12 protein-coding genes are annotated in these 15,380 nt (G+C 44.8%); 7 read left to right on the top strand and 5 right to left on the bottom strand.

Annotated features, from left to right (window positions below; all coding sequences use genetic code 11):
- Positions 1–55: 55 nt before the first annotated feature.
- Positions 56–1,897, bottom strand: coding sequence for a carotenoid oxygenase family protein (locus F0251_RS10665; protein ID WP_171730953.1), 1,842 nt, complete (start codon positions 1,895–1,897; stop codon positions 56–58).
- Between the two features lie 386 nt (positions 1,898–2,283).
- Between F0251_RS10665 and F0251_RS10660 the strand changes: the two genes are divergently transcribed.
- Positions 2,284–2,691, top strand: coding sequence for a hypothetical protein (locus tag F0251_RS10660; protein WP_102425500.1), 408 nt, complete (start codon positions 2,284–2,286; stop codon positions 2,689–2,691).
- Between the two features lie 68 nt (positions 2,692–2,759).
- Here F0251_RS10660 and F0251_RS10655 read toward each other — a convergent pair whose 3' ends face one another.
- The gene (locus F0251_RS10655; protein WP_171730952.1) at positions 2,760–4,202 is read right to left on the bottom strand and encodes an N-acylglucosamine 2-epimerase; all 1,443 of its coding nucleotides are present in this window, start codon (positions 4,200–4,202) and stop codon (positions 2,760–2,762) included.
- 277 nt (positions 4,203–4,479) lie between these two features.
- Here F0251_RS10655 and F0251_RS10650 point away from each other — a divergent pair, with 277 nt between their 5' ends.
- The 5 genes from F0251_RS10650 to F0251_RS10630 all read left to right on the top strand — a co-directional run bounded on the left by F0251_RS10650 (position 4,480) and on the right by F0251_RS10630 (position 9,550).
- A complete protein-coding gene (locus tag F0251_RS10650; protein WP_171730951.1) occupies positions 4,480–5,958 on the top strand; it encodes a DUF1214 domain-containing protein in 1,479 nt (492 codons plus the stop codon).
- 116 nt (positions 5,959–6,074) lie between these two features.
- Positions 6,075–7,568, top strand: coding sequence for a DUF1254 domain-containing protein (locus F0251_RS10645; RefSeq protein WP_171730950.1), 1,494 nt, complete (start codon positions 6,075–6,077; stop codon positions 7,566–7,568).
- 120 nt (positions 7,569–7,688) lie between these two features.
- Complete coding sequence (locus F0251_RS10640) at positions 7,689–8,627, top strand: LysR family transcriptional regulator (protein ID WP_105058791.1); 939 nt, start codon at positions 7,689–7,691, stop codon at positions 8,625–8,627.
- Positions 8,628–8,757: 130 nt separating this feature from the next.
- Positions 8,758–9,306 (top strand): DUF2975 domain-containing protein, encoded by a 549-nt coding sequence (locus tag F0251_RS10635; protein WP_102425502.1) that lies wholly within the window; start codon positions 8,758–8,760, stop codon positions 9,304–9,306.
- A gap of 10 nt (positions 9,307–9,316) precedes the next feature.
- Complete coding sequence (locus tag F0251_RS10630; RefSeq protein WP_102425503.1) at positions 9,317–9,550, top strand: helix-turn-helix transcriptional regulator; 234 nt, start codon at positions 9,317–9,319, stop codon at positions 9,548–9,550.
- A 71-nt stretch (positions 9,551–9,621) separates the two neighbouring features.
- Here F0251_RS10630 and F0251_RS10625 read toward each other — a convergent pair whose 3' ends face one another.
- Positions 9,622–10,269, bottom strand: coding sequence for a glutathione S-transferase family protein (locus F0251_RS10625; RefSeq protein ID WP_105058792.1), 648 nt, complete (start codon positions 10,267–10,269; stop codon positions 9,622–9,624).
- A 98-nt stretch (positions 10,270–10,367) separates the two neighbouring features.
- Here F0251_RS10625 and F0251_RS10620 point away from each other — a divergent pair, with 98 nt between their 5' ends.
- Entirely contained in the window at positions 10,368–11,219 is an 852-nt protein-coding gene (locus F0251_RS10620) for a LysR family transcriptional regulator (RefSeq protein ID WP_105058793.1), read from the top strand.
- A 101-nt stretch (positions 11,220–11,320) separates the two neighbouring features.
- Here F0251_RS10620 and F0251_RS10615 read toward each other — a convergent pair whose 3' ends face one another.
- Together F0251_RS10615 and F0251_RS10610 are read right to left on the bottom strand one after the other, a co-directional pair.
- Positions 11,321–13,435, bottom strand: coding sequence for a methyl-accepting chemotaxis protein (locus tag F0251_RS10615; RefSeq protein ID WP_171730949.1), 2,115 nt, complete (start codon positions 13,433–13,435; stop codon positions 11,321–11,323).
- A gap of 378 nt (positions 13,436–13,813) precedes the next feature.
- Positions 13,814–15,307 (bottom strand): cryptochrome/deoxyribodipyrimidine photo-lyase family protein, encoded by a 1,494-nt coding sequence (locus F0251_RS10610; protein ID WP_171730948.1) that lies wholly within the window; start codon positions 15,305–15,307, stop codon positions 13,814–13,816.
- Positions 15,308–15,380: the final 73 nt, after the last annotated feature.

Below are 15,380 nucleotides of genomic sequence, written 5' to 3'. Positions count from 1 at the left end.
TCCTTGTGGTTTAGTCGAGATTGATTTTTAACGGTGGTTTTCTTTATCGAATGGATTAGCCAAATCGAGGCAGAATGTGTTGTTGAATGACTTCTTGAACAGCGCTGCGATGACTTGATAAACGTGAACGGAAAAAGTCTCCGACGTTGGCTTTATAGGCATCGGCAGGTCTAGGGCCTATCTCTGCCACCCAGAGCGCATGATTCGTAGTAGCAAAGTTGAGCTGTGGATGTCCTAAGATCGCTATTGGGCCTTGTGCTAAGTTTTGTGCATCAAAGATCCAGATCTCTTTGCCATTTCCAATGCCATGAGTAGGGTGACTACGAACCACGACTGTAAATATGTAGCCGTCGTCTTGAGAGGTGCTGTTAGGGCGAGCCATAAACTGAGGCGTTCGCATCACACAATCTGAGGGAAACTGATACGCATCGGCGAGATTCATCGAAAGGCAGTCCATGTGCACGAGAGCCGACGGTTGGTCGGTTTGAGGTAATGAATCGTTGGTGAATCTTCTATTGGGGTAGTTCTCATACGCGTCTGCGACACGCTTAATGACATGGTCTTTGCGATAGCCAACGGCAGCCCAATAAATATGTTCAAATTGCTCTGGGAACTGGAAGTGTCCACGGTACGCGGGATCATTCATATCCCAAAAAAGTTGGTCGTCTCGTATTAGCCTGAAGTCTTCATTTATCTGTCGAATGGATTGTGACTGAACTTGGATCCTTGCACGTACTAAGCCGCCGACATCAATGGGTGCTGCTGGGTAACCTGCCAATTGGCTTGGAGTTCTTCCACCAAATAATCGCTTATCGCGTGTGTATTGGGGCTCCGATTTGTCCATCGCTCCTAGGTATTGGCCATATAGGGTGATTTCGTTTTCATGGTCATCGTAGTTACACATGATGTCTGAGGTATCGAAATCCAGTTCTAGGTAGTCGGCAACCACATAATCGCGCCCGGGATTGAGATCTTTCTTGCGAATTATCCAAGTTGGAGTTCGATGTTGCTGAGCATAAACTGATGATATACCGAGCATACGTAATGGCTCGACTTGCGCTGCAGTTTCAAATACGAGGATGTGGTGGCGCGTTACACCCAGCGAGTGAGCGGTTGCGGCGATAAAGGCGGGCTTACCGTTGCGGCCAATAATGTTCCAGCCTTGTAAAGGGCTGTGCTTATCCCATTTCAGAAGCCGTATAAATCCATTTTTAGTACCCGTGTTGGAAATGTTTCCACCGTAGTTAATGGTGAAACATTCATCCGACTCGAGATCAAAATACGGATGGCCTGTGGTGCGTACTTGTGGAAACAGCCATTTGTCAGGAATAAAAGGGCTCATCCATGGTGGAAGACTGCTCTGCCACTCATCATAGTGACCAATCGGTGTGACCAGGTCTAAGCTCAGCGCATCAAATTCGTAGGGAACCCCACCTTCGTAGCTGAGCGCGAATCGGTTGTCACCCAGGTAGTTGGGCGCGGTATTACAATAATTGACGAATCCCATCGTCGGGCTGTAATAAGCCATACCACCAAGTAATTTAAAGCTGTCATAGCCATAGGAGATATGCTGTTGCATGATGGCTGACGGGGTATCAATCATCTTACGCAAGAAAGAAACTTTGCTTGGCGAAAAGTCAAGACGGGTTAGAGCGCCGCGGCCGTTCGGACTCAGGTGGTCTGGCTCCAATGGTATCCCTTCAGAAAAAAACACATGGCCATGGATATCAGCTGGCAATTCTCCACTAAGAAGGTGTAATTCTCCCGAGGTTGCGCTGCGCCCAGCCTGCATAATTGAGACCGGAAATAAGGAAGGATTGTTGCCTTGCGAAGCCAAAAGTTGGGTTGGTACAAAGGCAGCCCCAGCTACGCTTTTCAAAAATGTACGTCTTTTCATTGCTCTGACTTATATGTTTATATATGCATATAAACAAAGTAGGTGAGTTTTATTGGCTAGAATGAGTAATGTACAAAACTATGAAAGAGTGCAAAGAAGTCGTGTAATTTGACGGGTGAATTACACGGATTAATATCAATAAACTATTGATTTAAATGTTTTTAATTTCGTTTTGCTTGTGTTTGGTTTGGCGAGTTTTAACGGTGTGGTTAGCTCTTTATTTCGTTTCTAACGCCAATATTTGAAGAGAGGGTGCTTCTTGATGCGTGGCACCAATACTTTCTGTAGCGTTGTATTTAAAGGCGTGAGATAAGTTAATTTGCTATTGCAGCCATTCGCTATTGAGCGATACCATATAGGGCTATTTCTTTGGAAAAGATTCGATTATGTCAGATGAAAAACTCGCACTAGAGTGGATGCGCCAACAGGCACATAAAGTAGACCCATACGTTATCAACCCATCGTTTGATGAGTGCGTTGAGCTGCTTGATCCTGCTTTTAAGAAGGGCAAGAGTGTTGCGCAGTTAAAGTATCTGTTATCAGAAGCGGATCGTAGAGCTGGCGCGGCAGAACGTAAGCATGCGGCTTTAAAATACGCCAAAGAGAAAAGCCCAAATGCTGGTCAAATCTTGCGACTGCAAAGCAAGCTTCAACAAGTTCAGTTGGCTCTCAAGCTTGCCACTGGCGATAACAATATGACCATATCTCAGTTCTGTGCGGAGTACGATGTCTCTAAGCGTGATGGCAATACCGCATGGAATGAAAAGCTGGTAGAGCAGAACAAAAGAAGATAGTAAAAAAAAAGATAGCAAAATGAGCCCTTTGAACGGGCTCATTTTCGTTGTGCGCTTAAGAAAACCTGCTAAGGCCGGATGTTATTGAAGCTGACCTTCTGCATTCCCCCCTCAAGCATCTCCAACTTAACCACATCGCCTTGATAGTAATACGGTTCCATTGGTATCTCGCTGTTAGCTGGTCTCGCGTAGTGAAGCACTGCAGGTTTGCCTTCCACTTGTCTGGCATATAAGTAACCAATCAACGCATGTTCAAATTGATGGTAGCCGTTGCCCCAATGAAAAGCCTTAGTGCGCTTAGGTTCAAGCCCTACACCACCATATTTGTGGTCGACCCACACATCGTGAAAAGTCGGCAACGTGTATTGTAGGGTTTCTTTCATCGAACCATCGACAAGCGATACCGTCATTGCCGCTTGGTCGAGCTCAGCCCATTCCCATGACGAAGCCCAATGTGTGTTTGGTCTGCTTTGCCAGCCAGTAATCTCTCGTCCTTGCCATGCCTTTTGAAGCTTGTCGCCAAAGTATTGGGATACATCGGTGAAGTCTTTCTGGTACTGCGCTTGGGCTAAAGTGTGCTTCATCCCTTGCATACCGAACTCTTTCCATTCGGAGTTATCCAGAGTTTGGCCGGTAAGGTAAGTCATCCAATATGCTTTGATGGTGTGACCAAAATCATTGTGATTGGCGTTCGGCATCATGGCTGCTTTGCTGTGAATGGCACCGTAGAAGCGTTGTTCATCTTCGTAGTGGTAGTGCTCGATCATGGTTTGTGTCAGCCAATTCAGATCATCAAGCCATTTTGTCTTGGTAGGCTCTTTCAGTAGGGGAGCTATTAACAGCATGTAGCCGTTAATCTGGTCAAGCTGTGCAACTAATTCCCGCTGAGTGACTTTGCCATCTTCACCGTCGGCAAGTACCCACGCTAGGCCGCCGTTGTCGTTAAGTCGATATTTATTAAAGATAAATGCTTGTTGGGCAATGAGCGCTTCCTCTACCTGTTTGTCTTGGGTTAAGTAGTAGTACATTGCCAATCCAACCAGTGCATACGCTTGATCTTGAGCCGTTCGCTGTTGCCACTCAAGCCCTGCTTTGTCGTCTTTGGTGAAGCTGATGAAACCACCATTTTGCTGATCTTCTAAGTGTTCAATGAGGTAGTAAGCCCCTTGCTTAGCGAGCGCTAATGCCTGCTTATCGCCAGTCAGGTGGTAGAGCACGCCATAAGCATAGGTTTGGCGTGACTTCATCCGAGTGAACTCTTTGCCAAAGTGCGGCGTGATCCAGCCTCGATCTAATTCAGGACAAACGTTGGTCACATCAAGCAATATCCCATCATCACAACGGAAAGTCGGGAAGTTGCCTATCGGTTCTCCTTGAGCATTCGGCATCATCCAATAAGGCGCTAATCCTTCGCTGGCATGAACAATCCACTCCTCACCTGAGGGTAGGGATATATTGGCAGATACAGCCAAGCTTGTGACACTGAGTAATGCGATAGAGGCTCGTAACATGATGTTTATCTTAATGAATTGAATTTGCTTGAATATAAACAATCAGGTCTGCACATTGTGATTAGGCGATCACAATCGATCAAATTAGAGCGGTTTAGAGAGAAAGATTCAAGGTCATGAGTCAATCGAATTTCATTTAGCATTATCCAAAATTAGAATAATTAGTAATGACTATAAGTCATTGGATGAATTTTGGTCTCATTCGTATACTGGATTCAAACAAAGGATGTTTTTTAAACAATTGAATGTTTCACCTTTACGAAGAGATATGCTCAACATGAAAAAACTACTATTAGCTTCGCTACTCGCTATCAGCACAGTGCCTGTCTATTCACAATCATTTGATGATACCGATGACATCCTTAACCGCGCATCACAGATTGAAAATCTTGAATACAAAATGATGGTGCAGCGCGCTACTCAAACGGCGATTCACTATATGCCTGCGGTAACTCAAATTGATTTCTTAAAAGCGACTCGCCGTGACCTGAATGGTGATTTCAATGATGTGGTTTACGTTAATGAACCTTTTGGCTCAGAGAAAGGCTTCCTTACTGCTAACGACACCACGGCTTATGCATGGGCGACCACAACCTCTAAAAATGGTCCTGTCGTTATTGAAGTGCCTGCCGCGACCGACAAAGTGAATTACTTTGGCTCGGTTGTGAACCAATGGGAAGTTCCAATTACAGATGTGGGTTACAAAGGTGCCGACGAAGGCAAAGGAGGGAAGTATCTATTCCTGCCACCAGGTTACGACAATAAATTAGGTACGAAGCAGGATCTCGAAAGTAAGGGTTACCTTGTATTTGAAACGGATACGTACCTGTATGGCTTTTCATTCAGACCGTCGTTAACCAATGGGGCTACAGATTTGGATGCGGGTAACTACGCGAAGCAAATCAAAATTTACAACTTAGCCGATGCAGAAAACCCACCTAAGACAGATTACTTGGATGCAACGGATGTCGCTTATGACAGCCTCCCATATTACAACGAGACGTTCTTCCAAGACATCGATGATGTCATTCAGGAGAACCCGGTAAGAACGCAAGACAAAGCGATGGTTTCGTTACTAAAAGATCTTGGTATCGAGAAAGGCAAAAAGTTCGACCCGTCAGAAGAGCAGAAAAAAGCCATGCGTGAAGGGGTTCTAATGGCATATGCACACATGCAGTCGAAATTCGTAGAGCCTGATCAAACGGTTAGCGCACTATGGAAAGATGAAAATGGCAAACCACTTTCACAATGGTCTTTCTGGAATTTTGGCCCTCAAGCTCAGCTTGGCTTCCCTTTCGTTGATGAAGATGAGGTATTGGTGGATAAGCGTGCTGCATCTTACTTCTACGTAACTTACTTGCCGAAACAGTTGGGTGGTTCAACTTTTTACCTTACGGGCCTACGAGACTCAGAAGGTGAGATGTTAGATGGCAAAGCGACGTACAAGCTCAATGTACCCGCCGATACTCCAGTCGAAGATTTCTGGTCTGCGATTGTTTACAACATGGAAACCAAGAACTTCGTTAAAGGTGTCGACCGAGTAGGACTATCTTCTCGAAACGCTGACACGATGAAAAAGAATCCAGACGGCTCTTACGACCTGTACTTCGGCCCAGAAGCACCAAAAGGGCAAGAGGAAAACTGGGTTCCTACAGGTGGTGAAGATTACTTCTTATTGTTCCGACTTTACCGACCAACCTCGAAAACATTCTTTAAGAACTGGATGCTAGAAGACATGGAGAAAATCAGTGACTAGCCAGCGATAGAGACTCGACCGTCTCTGGAAATAAATAACCTAGTGCGTCCCACTCAATATAGAAAACATTGGTGCTGCCTAGGTTATGTGAGTCACTTTAGACAAGAGAAACTATCATGAAAAAATCGATTATTGCTACGTTACTGATTACTTTAGGCTGTTCATCTTTCGCCTTTGCTGAGCCTCAATATAGTGCGCAAGTGCCAGAGAGCATCATTACACCAAATAAGGTTGAGTCAGCCTATCTAGGTGAGTTGAACTATACCGATGGCGCACCTACTGAAGAAACGCACGCTAAGGTGCAAGACTTTGTGCAAGTCTCCAATGCGGTTCGTGTCTTTCTATCCGGTATTCCTGTTGCTTCGATACAAGGGTTATTGCTTGGGCACGAAAGTATTGGCATGAAGCCGAACCAAACCATTGCGGTTTCTGAAGGCAACTTAGATGCCAATAGCCTGTGGTTAACCGCCAATACAACAACGCCGTATATCACTTCTGAAATTGATGTGAAAAATGGCCCGGTTGTTCTGGAAATACCTACTCCTGTACTTGGCTTACTCGACAATGCGGCGTTTAAATATGTAGACCGAATTGGTGTTACCCACCCTGACAACGTCGAAAAATCAGGTAAGTACTTTATCCGTCACTCTTTGTGGAAAGGAGAGGTGCCTGAAGGATACATTGAGGTTGTCAGTGAAGGTTACCAGCACTGGCTATTGCTGCGCCTTGTAAGCTCGCCAGATGAAATGCAAGCGAGCATTGCGACACTGAAAGAGACCACTAAGCTTTACCCGTATGGAGAGAAAGACAAAACAGAGTTCATGAATATTTCAGGTGTCGACTACAACACCATTCATGCCATGGATGCGACATTTTACGATGAGGTGAATGCACTCATTCAATATGAGCCTACGGCTATTTTTGATGCTGAATGGTTGTCGCTAGCCAAAGATATCGGAATCGAAAAGGGTCAGGATTTTTCTCCTAATAAACGCATGCAACGAATACTGTCGGAAGCGGCAAAAATAGCAACGGCTGAAGCGCGTTCAACCTACTTCCATCCTAAAGAGGAAATGTTCCGCTACGATGATAGGCAATGGTTTACTCCGTTGGTCTCAGGCCATGAGTTTAAAGACACCAATGGCGTGATTGACTCTGACATGCGAGCAACTTTCCACTTTATGGCTACGGGTATTACCCCGGATATGGTGACGAAAACCGTAGGTAAAGGGTCAGATTATTTATTGGCGACGCGTGATGCCAATAAAGAAGTGTTAGATGGTAGTCAGCACTATACGGTGACACTGCCGCCGAATGCGCCTGTAGAGAAGTTCTGGTCGTTTATGATCTACGATAATCAGACGCGTTCGATGTTAGAAACCGACCAAAAATCTGCGGGTATCGATGGTTTGAGCGAAGGAATTAAGAAAAACAGTGATGGTTCAATCACTATACACTTTTCTCCAAATGCACCAAAAGGAATGGAAAATAACTGGGTTCAAACGACCGAAGGTAAAGGTTTTAACATCATCTTCCGTATGTATTCACCGACAGAAAAATGGTTTGATAATTCATGGAAACCGAGTGATTTTGTTAAAGTAAACAAGTGATTTTATCAAAGTGAAATAGAAGATAATCAAGATAGGATACACCCTTTTAGAGGGTGTATCTTTTCGTGTTATGGTTATCTCGATCTAAACGACGTTATTGCCCATATTACTAGGAGATTTATGCAAAAGGATATTTCATATCAATTGAATCGAGTCGACTTAAATCTGCTGGTGGCTTTTGATTGCTTATTGAGAGAACGTAACGTAACCAATGCTGCAAAAGCGTTATTTGTTTCACAGTCAGCGATGAGCCGCAGTTTAAAACGTTTGAGAGAGACCTTCGATGATCCCTTGTTTATTCGAACATCTACCGGCCTGACACCTACATCAAAGTCACTAGAATTAGGTCAAGAACTGCAACACATTCTTCCTCAGTTAAGCGCGTTGTTTCACCGTAATCAATTTGATGCTCGAAAATGCAGTGATACGTTTTCGATTTCATTGCCTACTTTTCTAGGAAGTACCATTCTTCCCAATCTAGCCTTGGATTTATTTGAAGAAGCTCCGGATGTGAACTTGATAGAGATGGCTGCGAAAAGTAACCCTTATGACTTATTAGACAAAGGGAAACTCGACTTTGCTATTCATTATGCAAGCTCGTTAGATCAAAAATACCAAGCGACAAAGTTAGGAACCATTTACCCCAAGCTTTTTGTTCGGAGAGACCATCCTCTAGTGGGAAGTAACACTACGTTAGATGAAATCATGCGATACCCGGTGCTCGCTATGAATGTAGAAGAAGACCACAAACAAGCATTTAACACGCCTCTTCAGCAAATATTGTTAGAGCTTGAGAGCGATAAGCGACCAAAACTTAGAAGTACTCAAACTCATGTGTTAATGGAGATCGCATCTCGCTCAGATGCGGTGATTTTTGGTATGAATGCGTTGAGTTCACTACCGGATTTCGACCGTCGGTTTGTGGACATTTACGATTTTGTAGACAGTAAACAATATCACGTAGATCTCTATTTATTACAGCATCAACGTACATTTACATCTGCTTCGCATCAGTGGATAGCGTCTAGATTTAGTGAATTGTTGAATAACACACTCTGAATATAAATAATAAACAGCTTCTTTTGATAATCCTAGTCAACAATAAGTTATCGCAAAACGATAATTTATTGTTGATCATCATTTGTTTTGATCTTAGTATCCTCCTGTCAACTTAACAGGAACATTAACTATGTCTAACATCCAAAAACAAAGCCGACGTGTCCGCATGCTATTGCAGTCTTTTCTTGTGCTTACTCCTATCATGGTGTGCTACTTCTGGTTAACCGTTGAGACTCCTTATGACTTTATAAGTTCGACTGGTATTTTTTACCTCACTTATGACATCGGGAGTTACACGATGTTGCCACTTACTATGACAACAAGAATGGTTGCTGCGTTCACAAGCTTAGCGATGTCTAGCATCCTGATATACGCACTACTCGTTCTGATACGTTTATTCCGCAACTATGAGCGAGGCGAAATCTTCTCTCTAGAAAATGCACTGTCTTACCAGAAGCTCGGGTATAGCTTGTTTTATTGGGTTTTGGGGTCGGTTATCTATGGTTCATTGATGTCAGTGATTTTGTCGTTCAATAATCCACCAGGTGAGCGTATCTTTGAGATTAGTTTTGTGGGGATGGACTTTTTGACACTTATATTAGGTATAATAATTTTGATCATCTCATGGGTGATGAAAGAAGGTTATATTCTGGCTGATGAGCACAGCCAAACGATTTAAAGGACTTGTCATGACTATCCGCATTAATTTAGACATTATGATGGCCAAGCGAAAAATGCGATTAAAGACATTGGCACAAGAGGTTGGGATAACCGAAGCCAACTTGTCGGTGTTAAAGAATGGCAAGGCCAAAGCGGTAAGGCTATCGACACTAGACAAGTTGTGTGAAGTGTTAGAGTGCCAACCGGGTGACATATTGGAATTTGAAGCGAACGTTCACCAAGAGAGCGTTACTGCTGAATAGCGAGTCAGTAAATCGTATTCCCTTATGAAAACAATGAGTCTCGAAGTTATTCGAGACTCATTCGCTACATGTTAAACAGGCTCTCCTGCCTCGTCTTCTTCAACGATATCTTTTTCTAAACTCGCCTCTGCCAACCATTTCTTTATCGACGGACTATTCAACACACGTTGTTGATACTGTTGGGCTTTTTCCGAAAGCTGAATGCCGTAGGTTTCTGCGCGTAGTGCTACTGGTGCAAACATAGCATCAGCAATCGACCATTCACCAAATAGCCAGCCCTCTGGGTATTGCTCCATTTGTTCTGACCAAATGGCATCGATGCGAGCGATGTCTTTTAGTGCACCTTCACTCAAAACCAGTTTTCTTTTGGCTCGGCAATTCATTGGTAATTCATTTCTGATGTTGAAAAAACCAGAATGCATTTCTGCCGAGATAGCTCGGGCTAAGGCGCGCTCTGCAACGGATGTTGGCCAGGCAGCGCCGTTTAGGTAGGCATCATTAACGTATTCGAGAATTGCGAGTGAATCCCACACTGCAACGTCACCATCAACTAGAGTCGGCACTTTTGCGGTGGGCGTAACTTTCGCTAACGTGTCATAAAAATCTGGAGTGAATAGCTTAAGTTTGATGACGTCTGCGGCGAGGTTGTAGTGATCGAATATTAGCCATGCGCGTAGTGACCAAGTTGAGTAGTTCTGATTAGCGATATAAAGCTGCATAAATGCTTCCTTGCGTCTGGTGGGTATGCATTTGAGCTTAAGGGATTGTATTACGGCGTACTAACGGATAATTTTGATGCAATACATTAATAAAAACGATGGGTGGTGATTTCAATATGGATATTGATGCGTTGCGAGGCTTTCTTGCGTTTGTGGAGACCAGCAGTTTTACACGTGCTGCAAAGCAGATTAATCGCACCCAGTCGGCCTTTAGCGCTCAGATGCGTAAGTTAGAGGAAGAACTTAACGTTACTCTGTTTCAAAAGGAAGGACGCAACCTAGTATTGACTGAGGCGGGCTTGGCATTGCGTTCTCATGCGGAGCAGCTCGTAGCACTCCACAATACGGCATTGAAACAAGTAAAACGTTATGAGGACAAACAGCCTCTACGATTAGGTTGCCCTGAAGACTATAACGACAGCATCTTGCCGAAAGTGATTAAGCTGTTGCAAAACGCAGAACCTACGTGTTCCATTCAAGTATTTAGCTTGCCGAGCATTACGCTTAGAGAGTGGCTTGATGATGGTAGGCTTGATGCTGCGATCGTGACCCGTGCTCCCGATAGCGAAGAGGGGTATTGGTTAACCAATGATGTGGGCGTTTGGATAAGTAGCCCTGATTTTGTGTTTGATGATTCTAAACCTGTCCTACTCGCTCTGTTCCAGACTGACTGTAAATACCATGCTGCTGCGGTGAATGGTTTAACCAAACAAGACACGCCATATCAGCTTTTGGCGTGTAGTAATACGGCTTCAGCGCAGCGTGCAATTGTCAAAGCTGGGTTGGCAATTGGTGCGATGGGCAAGCTCAGTGTCACACCTGATTTGAAGATTCTCGATGATATGCCGCCGTTACCTGCGGTGGATATCGTACTGTTGCTCGCGAGTAAGCACCACCCTGTGTTGGACAAAGAGGTGCTCAATCAGCTGATTGAATTAGATTCCAATTAGATTTTGCTCGGTGAGAGGCATTGATGCTGCGAGTGATCAATAAATAGAAAGGCCGAGAACATTGCGTTTCTCGGCCTTGTTTTTATGGAAGAGAGGGTGAATTACGAGAGCTTAAATTTGCTCAACTCTCCGTGTAAATCTCCGGCTTTTACTGTCAGCTCATTACTGATTTCTACCGAGGATGTCATGGTGTCCATCACTTCCACAGCGGTGTCGTTAATGATGACTACGTTACGGTTAATCTCTTCAGATACTGAACTTTGCTCTTCAGCTGCAGAAGCGATTTGATTGTTCATATCGTTGATGACTTCAATGGCTTGGTTAATCTCAGACAGCGCTAAATGAGCGGCTTGAGTCTCGCCTTTGGTATCATTCGCTTGCTTTTGACTTTGTTCCATCAATACCACGATAGATTGGGTCTCTTGTTCTAGGCGCGCTAGCATTGAACGGATCTCTTCGGTCGAACCTTGAGTACGGTTTGCTAGGTTACGCACTTCATCGGCAACCACAGCAAATCCTCGCCCTGCTGAACCCGCGCGAGCAGCCTCAATGGCAGCGTTCAGAGCCAGTAGGTTCGTTTGCTCTGCAATCCCCCCAATTTCGCTCAAAATACCTTGAATAGCGGTGCTCGAATCGACCAAATTTTGCGTTTGTTGCTGCGCATCATTCACTTGAATGGCTAAGCTATCAACTGCGCTGGCGGCATTGTCCATGCGTGTCATGCCGTTAAGGCTATTACTTTGTACCTGGCTAGCGGCCGCAGCGGCTTGAACGGCTGAGTTCGCTACTTCTTGTGCAGTGGCACTCATCTCATTGATTGCAGTGGCGAGTGAGTTCACTTCGTTTACTTGAGCGTTCAACTGGTCACGGGATACCTCTGCACGCGCTTGACCCTCAGTCGCGTTTTTATCGACTTGGTCTGCTGTCGCCATTACAGTAAGCAGCATCTCTTGTATGCGAGATAGGAAGGTATTGAACCAGTGAGCAAGTTGCGCGGTCTCATCTTTCCCTTTTACTTCGATGCGATAGGTTAAATCACCTTCACCTTGTGCGGCATCTTTAAAGCGCTCGACCAAGTTATTGAGAACTTTGCCCAGAGAGTTGGCAATCAATGCCATAGAGATGATGCCTAGAAGAACGGCGACGATCCCCGCCCACACACCTTTTTCAAGCGCTTTCGAATTCTGTTCATCACTCCACTGGGTGTATTCGTCGACACTTTTTGCAAGGTGACTACTGGGAACCGACACCATGACTACCCACGGTGCGTCGCTAGTTTCGATTGCAGTTATGGCGTATTCCTCTCCGCCAAATGTAACCAACCCAGCCCCAGACTGTTTAGCGATAGACTGAACTCGCGACCATTCTTTTTCTAGCTCTGGCGAGACTTTCTTACCCACCATGTTTCCAGCGCTGCTGTTGGCTAGGGTGATACCTTTCCATGAAGTGATGAGGATTCTACCTTGTCCATCGAACAGGTGACGAGCAAGACCTTCACTCTGGCTTTGCAGTTCATGAAGTGACAAATCGAAGCCAAGTGAGCCAATGATCTTACCGTTCTGTTTGATCGGCTGGCTGATTGTCGTAATGAGTTCTTGCTTACCACGAACCGGATAGAAGTACGGCTCCATTACGAATGTTTTACCGGTTTGGTAAGGCATTAAGTGCCAGTCGTCTTTGCGTTCGCCATTGCTGTTCAGTTCAGTATTGCTGAAGCTCTCCATTGCGACTGCGTCAAAGCTGTTTTGGTCATTGGGAGAGAAGAAAGGGGCAAGGTAGCCCTGACTATTAAAGCCTAATTCGCTGTCCAAGCTGAGCTCGCCATTGAGATCGGTTTGTTGTGGCCAAGTCTTGTTTTCCCAGACCATGTAGCCGGCAAATACGGCTTTGTTTTGTGCTTCTAGCGCGGCAGTAAACTGTTTAACGATAAGGTCTGCGCTAGCGTCCGTTTCTGAACTCAACTCAATGATTGAACGTGCTTGCTTTAAGTTGGCTAGTACTGGGTTAAGTTGGTTGGAAATGTTCAACCCTTGTTGAAGTGCCGTATTTTGTAAATCGGTTGTCGTAGCATCGGTTAACTGTAGTTTTACTTTCTCTGTGACTTGTTTGTTCACATCAGTAAAAGCGCTAGTGGTCATGCCCATTGCGATCAACAGGGTGAAAGCCATCGCCCCGCCTGCACTTACCGCAATTCGCGTTCGTATACTGTTAAACATATGATCTCTCTAGCTAAATAGTGGTAGTTTTGCAGAGATTTTAAACAAGATAAGTGAACGGAAAATGCAAAAAAATGAACACAAAAAGAATAGTGAGATCAAAAATATAAACAAGATTGCATAGTGCTCAGTTTTGGTTTTGATCGCAAGGCTTAGAGGAAGATGAAAATCATCACTTAGCAATCGCTAACTTTCTGTATTTATTAGTTTTAATGATAGTTAGGAGAGTTTGATGTTTTAGTAAGGCAGCGATTTTTCCTATCTAGTTTGTGACCGCGAGTCTATTACTCATTATATGACGGCGGTCACAATTAATTTTATTTAACTCAATGAATTACCACTCTTTTTATAAGTAATTTGAAGAGGGAATGCGTTGTATTAGCTTGCCCGTGTGGTTTTGCTTTGTTTCTTCGGTGGCCTAACGTGGCGTGACAAAATACGACTTCGTTCTTGTTTCACTTCCGTCAGCTTTCTCCATGACCATAAACGCACTCTCGCTTCTTTGGCGCTAACTTCGAGATCGACGACTGGATTGAGGTAAGGGGAATCTGGTTCAAGCTCGTGCATCATGACTTCCATAGGTGTCATCTTCCAAGGCTCAAATAGAAGTGGAGTGGGGATATCTGAGAGCTCTGGAACCCATTTACGGATGAAGTCCCCATCAGAGTCATGCTCTTGGGCTTGCTTTGTTGGGTTGTAAATTCGGATGGTGTTGATGCCTGTTACCCCGGCTTGCATTTGAAACTGTGGGTAATGAATTCCGGGTTCAAAATCGAGGAACAGCTGCGCTAAGTGTGTGACACCATCACGCCAGTCCATGTTCATATGGTGAGTGAGAAAGCTCACCAGCATTGAGCGCATGCGGAAATTAATGTACCCCGTATGATGTAGGCAGCGCATACAGGCATCGACCAATGGCACACCTGTCATCCCCATCTTCCATGCCTGAAGATGTGTCGGATCTTTTACCGTCTCTTTTTGCAAGAGTGCTTCGTAGGCATGATTGATGCAGCGATATTCCATCGCGCATTCCGATTCAAACTTCTGCATGAAATGACAGTGCCAATGAAGCCTTGAAGAGAGGGCGATTAAGCTGCGACGAAACCCCGCGACTTGCCAGTGCCCCAATAAGTGTTGATAAACCTCACGCAGCGATATATTGCCCCAAGCCAAATATGGGGATAGACGTGTACAGGCATGTCGTGAAGCTTCTGGGCTTGAGATGCTGCGATAGTAATCGCGACCACGGCGCTCAAAGAAGTCGTGTAACGTTGCCCATGCCAGTGCACTTCCGCCCGTTTGTATGCCGTTAATTTTGGTTAACCATGCTTGTGGAGGTTCCATAGCGAGTTCAAGCTCTTCAGGATCAAGGGTATGCAGTGATTCTGTCGTTAACTGGCTTTCTTCTATGGAGGCGCGCATGACACTGTTCCAATGCTTGTCCCAATCGATTCTGTCTTTCGATCCTCTCACGACAGCGCCTTGTGCGAACTCTTGCCATGGGATGTCGTGTTCTTTAAACCAAGCAGAGAGTTGTATGTCGCGCTCAAAGGTGCAATTTAACCCTATCTCTTGATGAGAGAAGACGTTTTTTATGTGGTAACGAGATTGAATCGCTTCGAAGCAGTCCATCGCACTCCCATGAAGTATTGAGACCTGATGTCCATACGCCTTCAATGACTGGTTCATGCATTGCAGCGACTGCCAAACAAACCGCCAATGTCGCTCAGAGTAGTGGGCATTGTTTAGCAGCATAGGTTCGAAAATGTAGAGCAATATCGTTGGGGGTTGACCTGATAAAGCGTGTTGTAAAGGTGCGTGGTCGGTGAGTCTTAAATCACGCTTTAGCCACACTATGTTGATTGTTTGCATCTGAGCCCTCTTTCGTTTTCAAGCATTACGAATCAGAGGGCAAAACGTCTCACTGGAAGTGAGTTTTATTTTC

The sequence above is a fragment of the Vibrio sp. 070316B genome, assembly GCF_013114115.1.
Taxonomy (GTDB): domain Bacteria; phylum Pseudomonadota; class Gammaproteobacteria; order Enterobacterales; family Vibrionaceae; genus Vibrio; species Vibrio chagasii_B.
This window is presented reverse-complemented; position numbering and strand designations above follow the sequence as displayed.

Coding starts and splice junctions, on each gene's coding strand:
- F0251_RS10665 (WP_171730953.1), bottom strand. CDS start 1,897: ATGAAAAGACGTACATTTTTGAAAAGCGTAGCTGGGGCTGCCTTTGTA.
- F0251_RS10660 (WP_102425500.1), top strand. CDS start 2,284: ATGTCAGATGAAAAACTCGCACTAGAGTGGATGCGCCAACAGGCACAT.
- F0251_RS10655 (WP_171730952.1), bottom strand. CDS start 4,202: ATGTTACGAGCCTCTATCGCATTACTCAGTGTCACAAGCTTGGCTGTA.
- F0251_RS10650 (WP_171730951.1), top strand. CDS start 4,480: ATGAAAAAACTACTATTAGCTTCGCTACTCGCTATCAGCACAGTGCCT.
- F0251_RS10645 (WP_171730950.1), top strand. CDS start 6,075: ATGAAAAAATCGATTATTGCTACGTTACTGATTACTTTAGGCTGTTCA.
- F0251_RS10640 (WP_105058791.1), top strand. CDS start 7,689: ATGCAAAAGGATATTTCATATCAATTGAATCGAGTCGACTTAAATCTG.
- F0251_RS10635 (WP_102425502.1), top strand. CDS start 8,758: ATGTCTAACATCCAAAAACAAAGCCGACGTGTCCGCATGCTATTGCAG.
- F0251_RS10630 (WP_102425503.1), top strand. CDS start 9,317: ATGACTATCCGCATTAATTTAGACATTATGATGGCCAAGCGAAAAATG.
- F0251_RS10625 (WP_105058792.1), bottom strand. CDS start 10,269: ATGCAGCTTTATATCGCTAATCAGAACTACTCAACTTGGTCACTACGC.
- F0251_RS10620 (WP_105058793.1), top strand. CDS start 10,368: ATGGGTGGTGATTTCAATATGGATATTGATGCGTTGCGAGGCTTTCTT.
- F0251_RS10615 (WP_171730949.1), bottom strand. CDS start 13,435: ATGTTTAACAGTATACGAACGCGAATTGCGGTAAGTGCAGGCGGGGCG.
- F0251_RS10610 (WP_171730948.1), bottom strand. CDS start 15,307: ATGCAAACAATCAACATAGTGTGGCTAAAGCGTGATTTAAGACTCACC.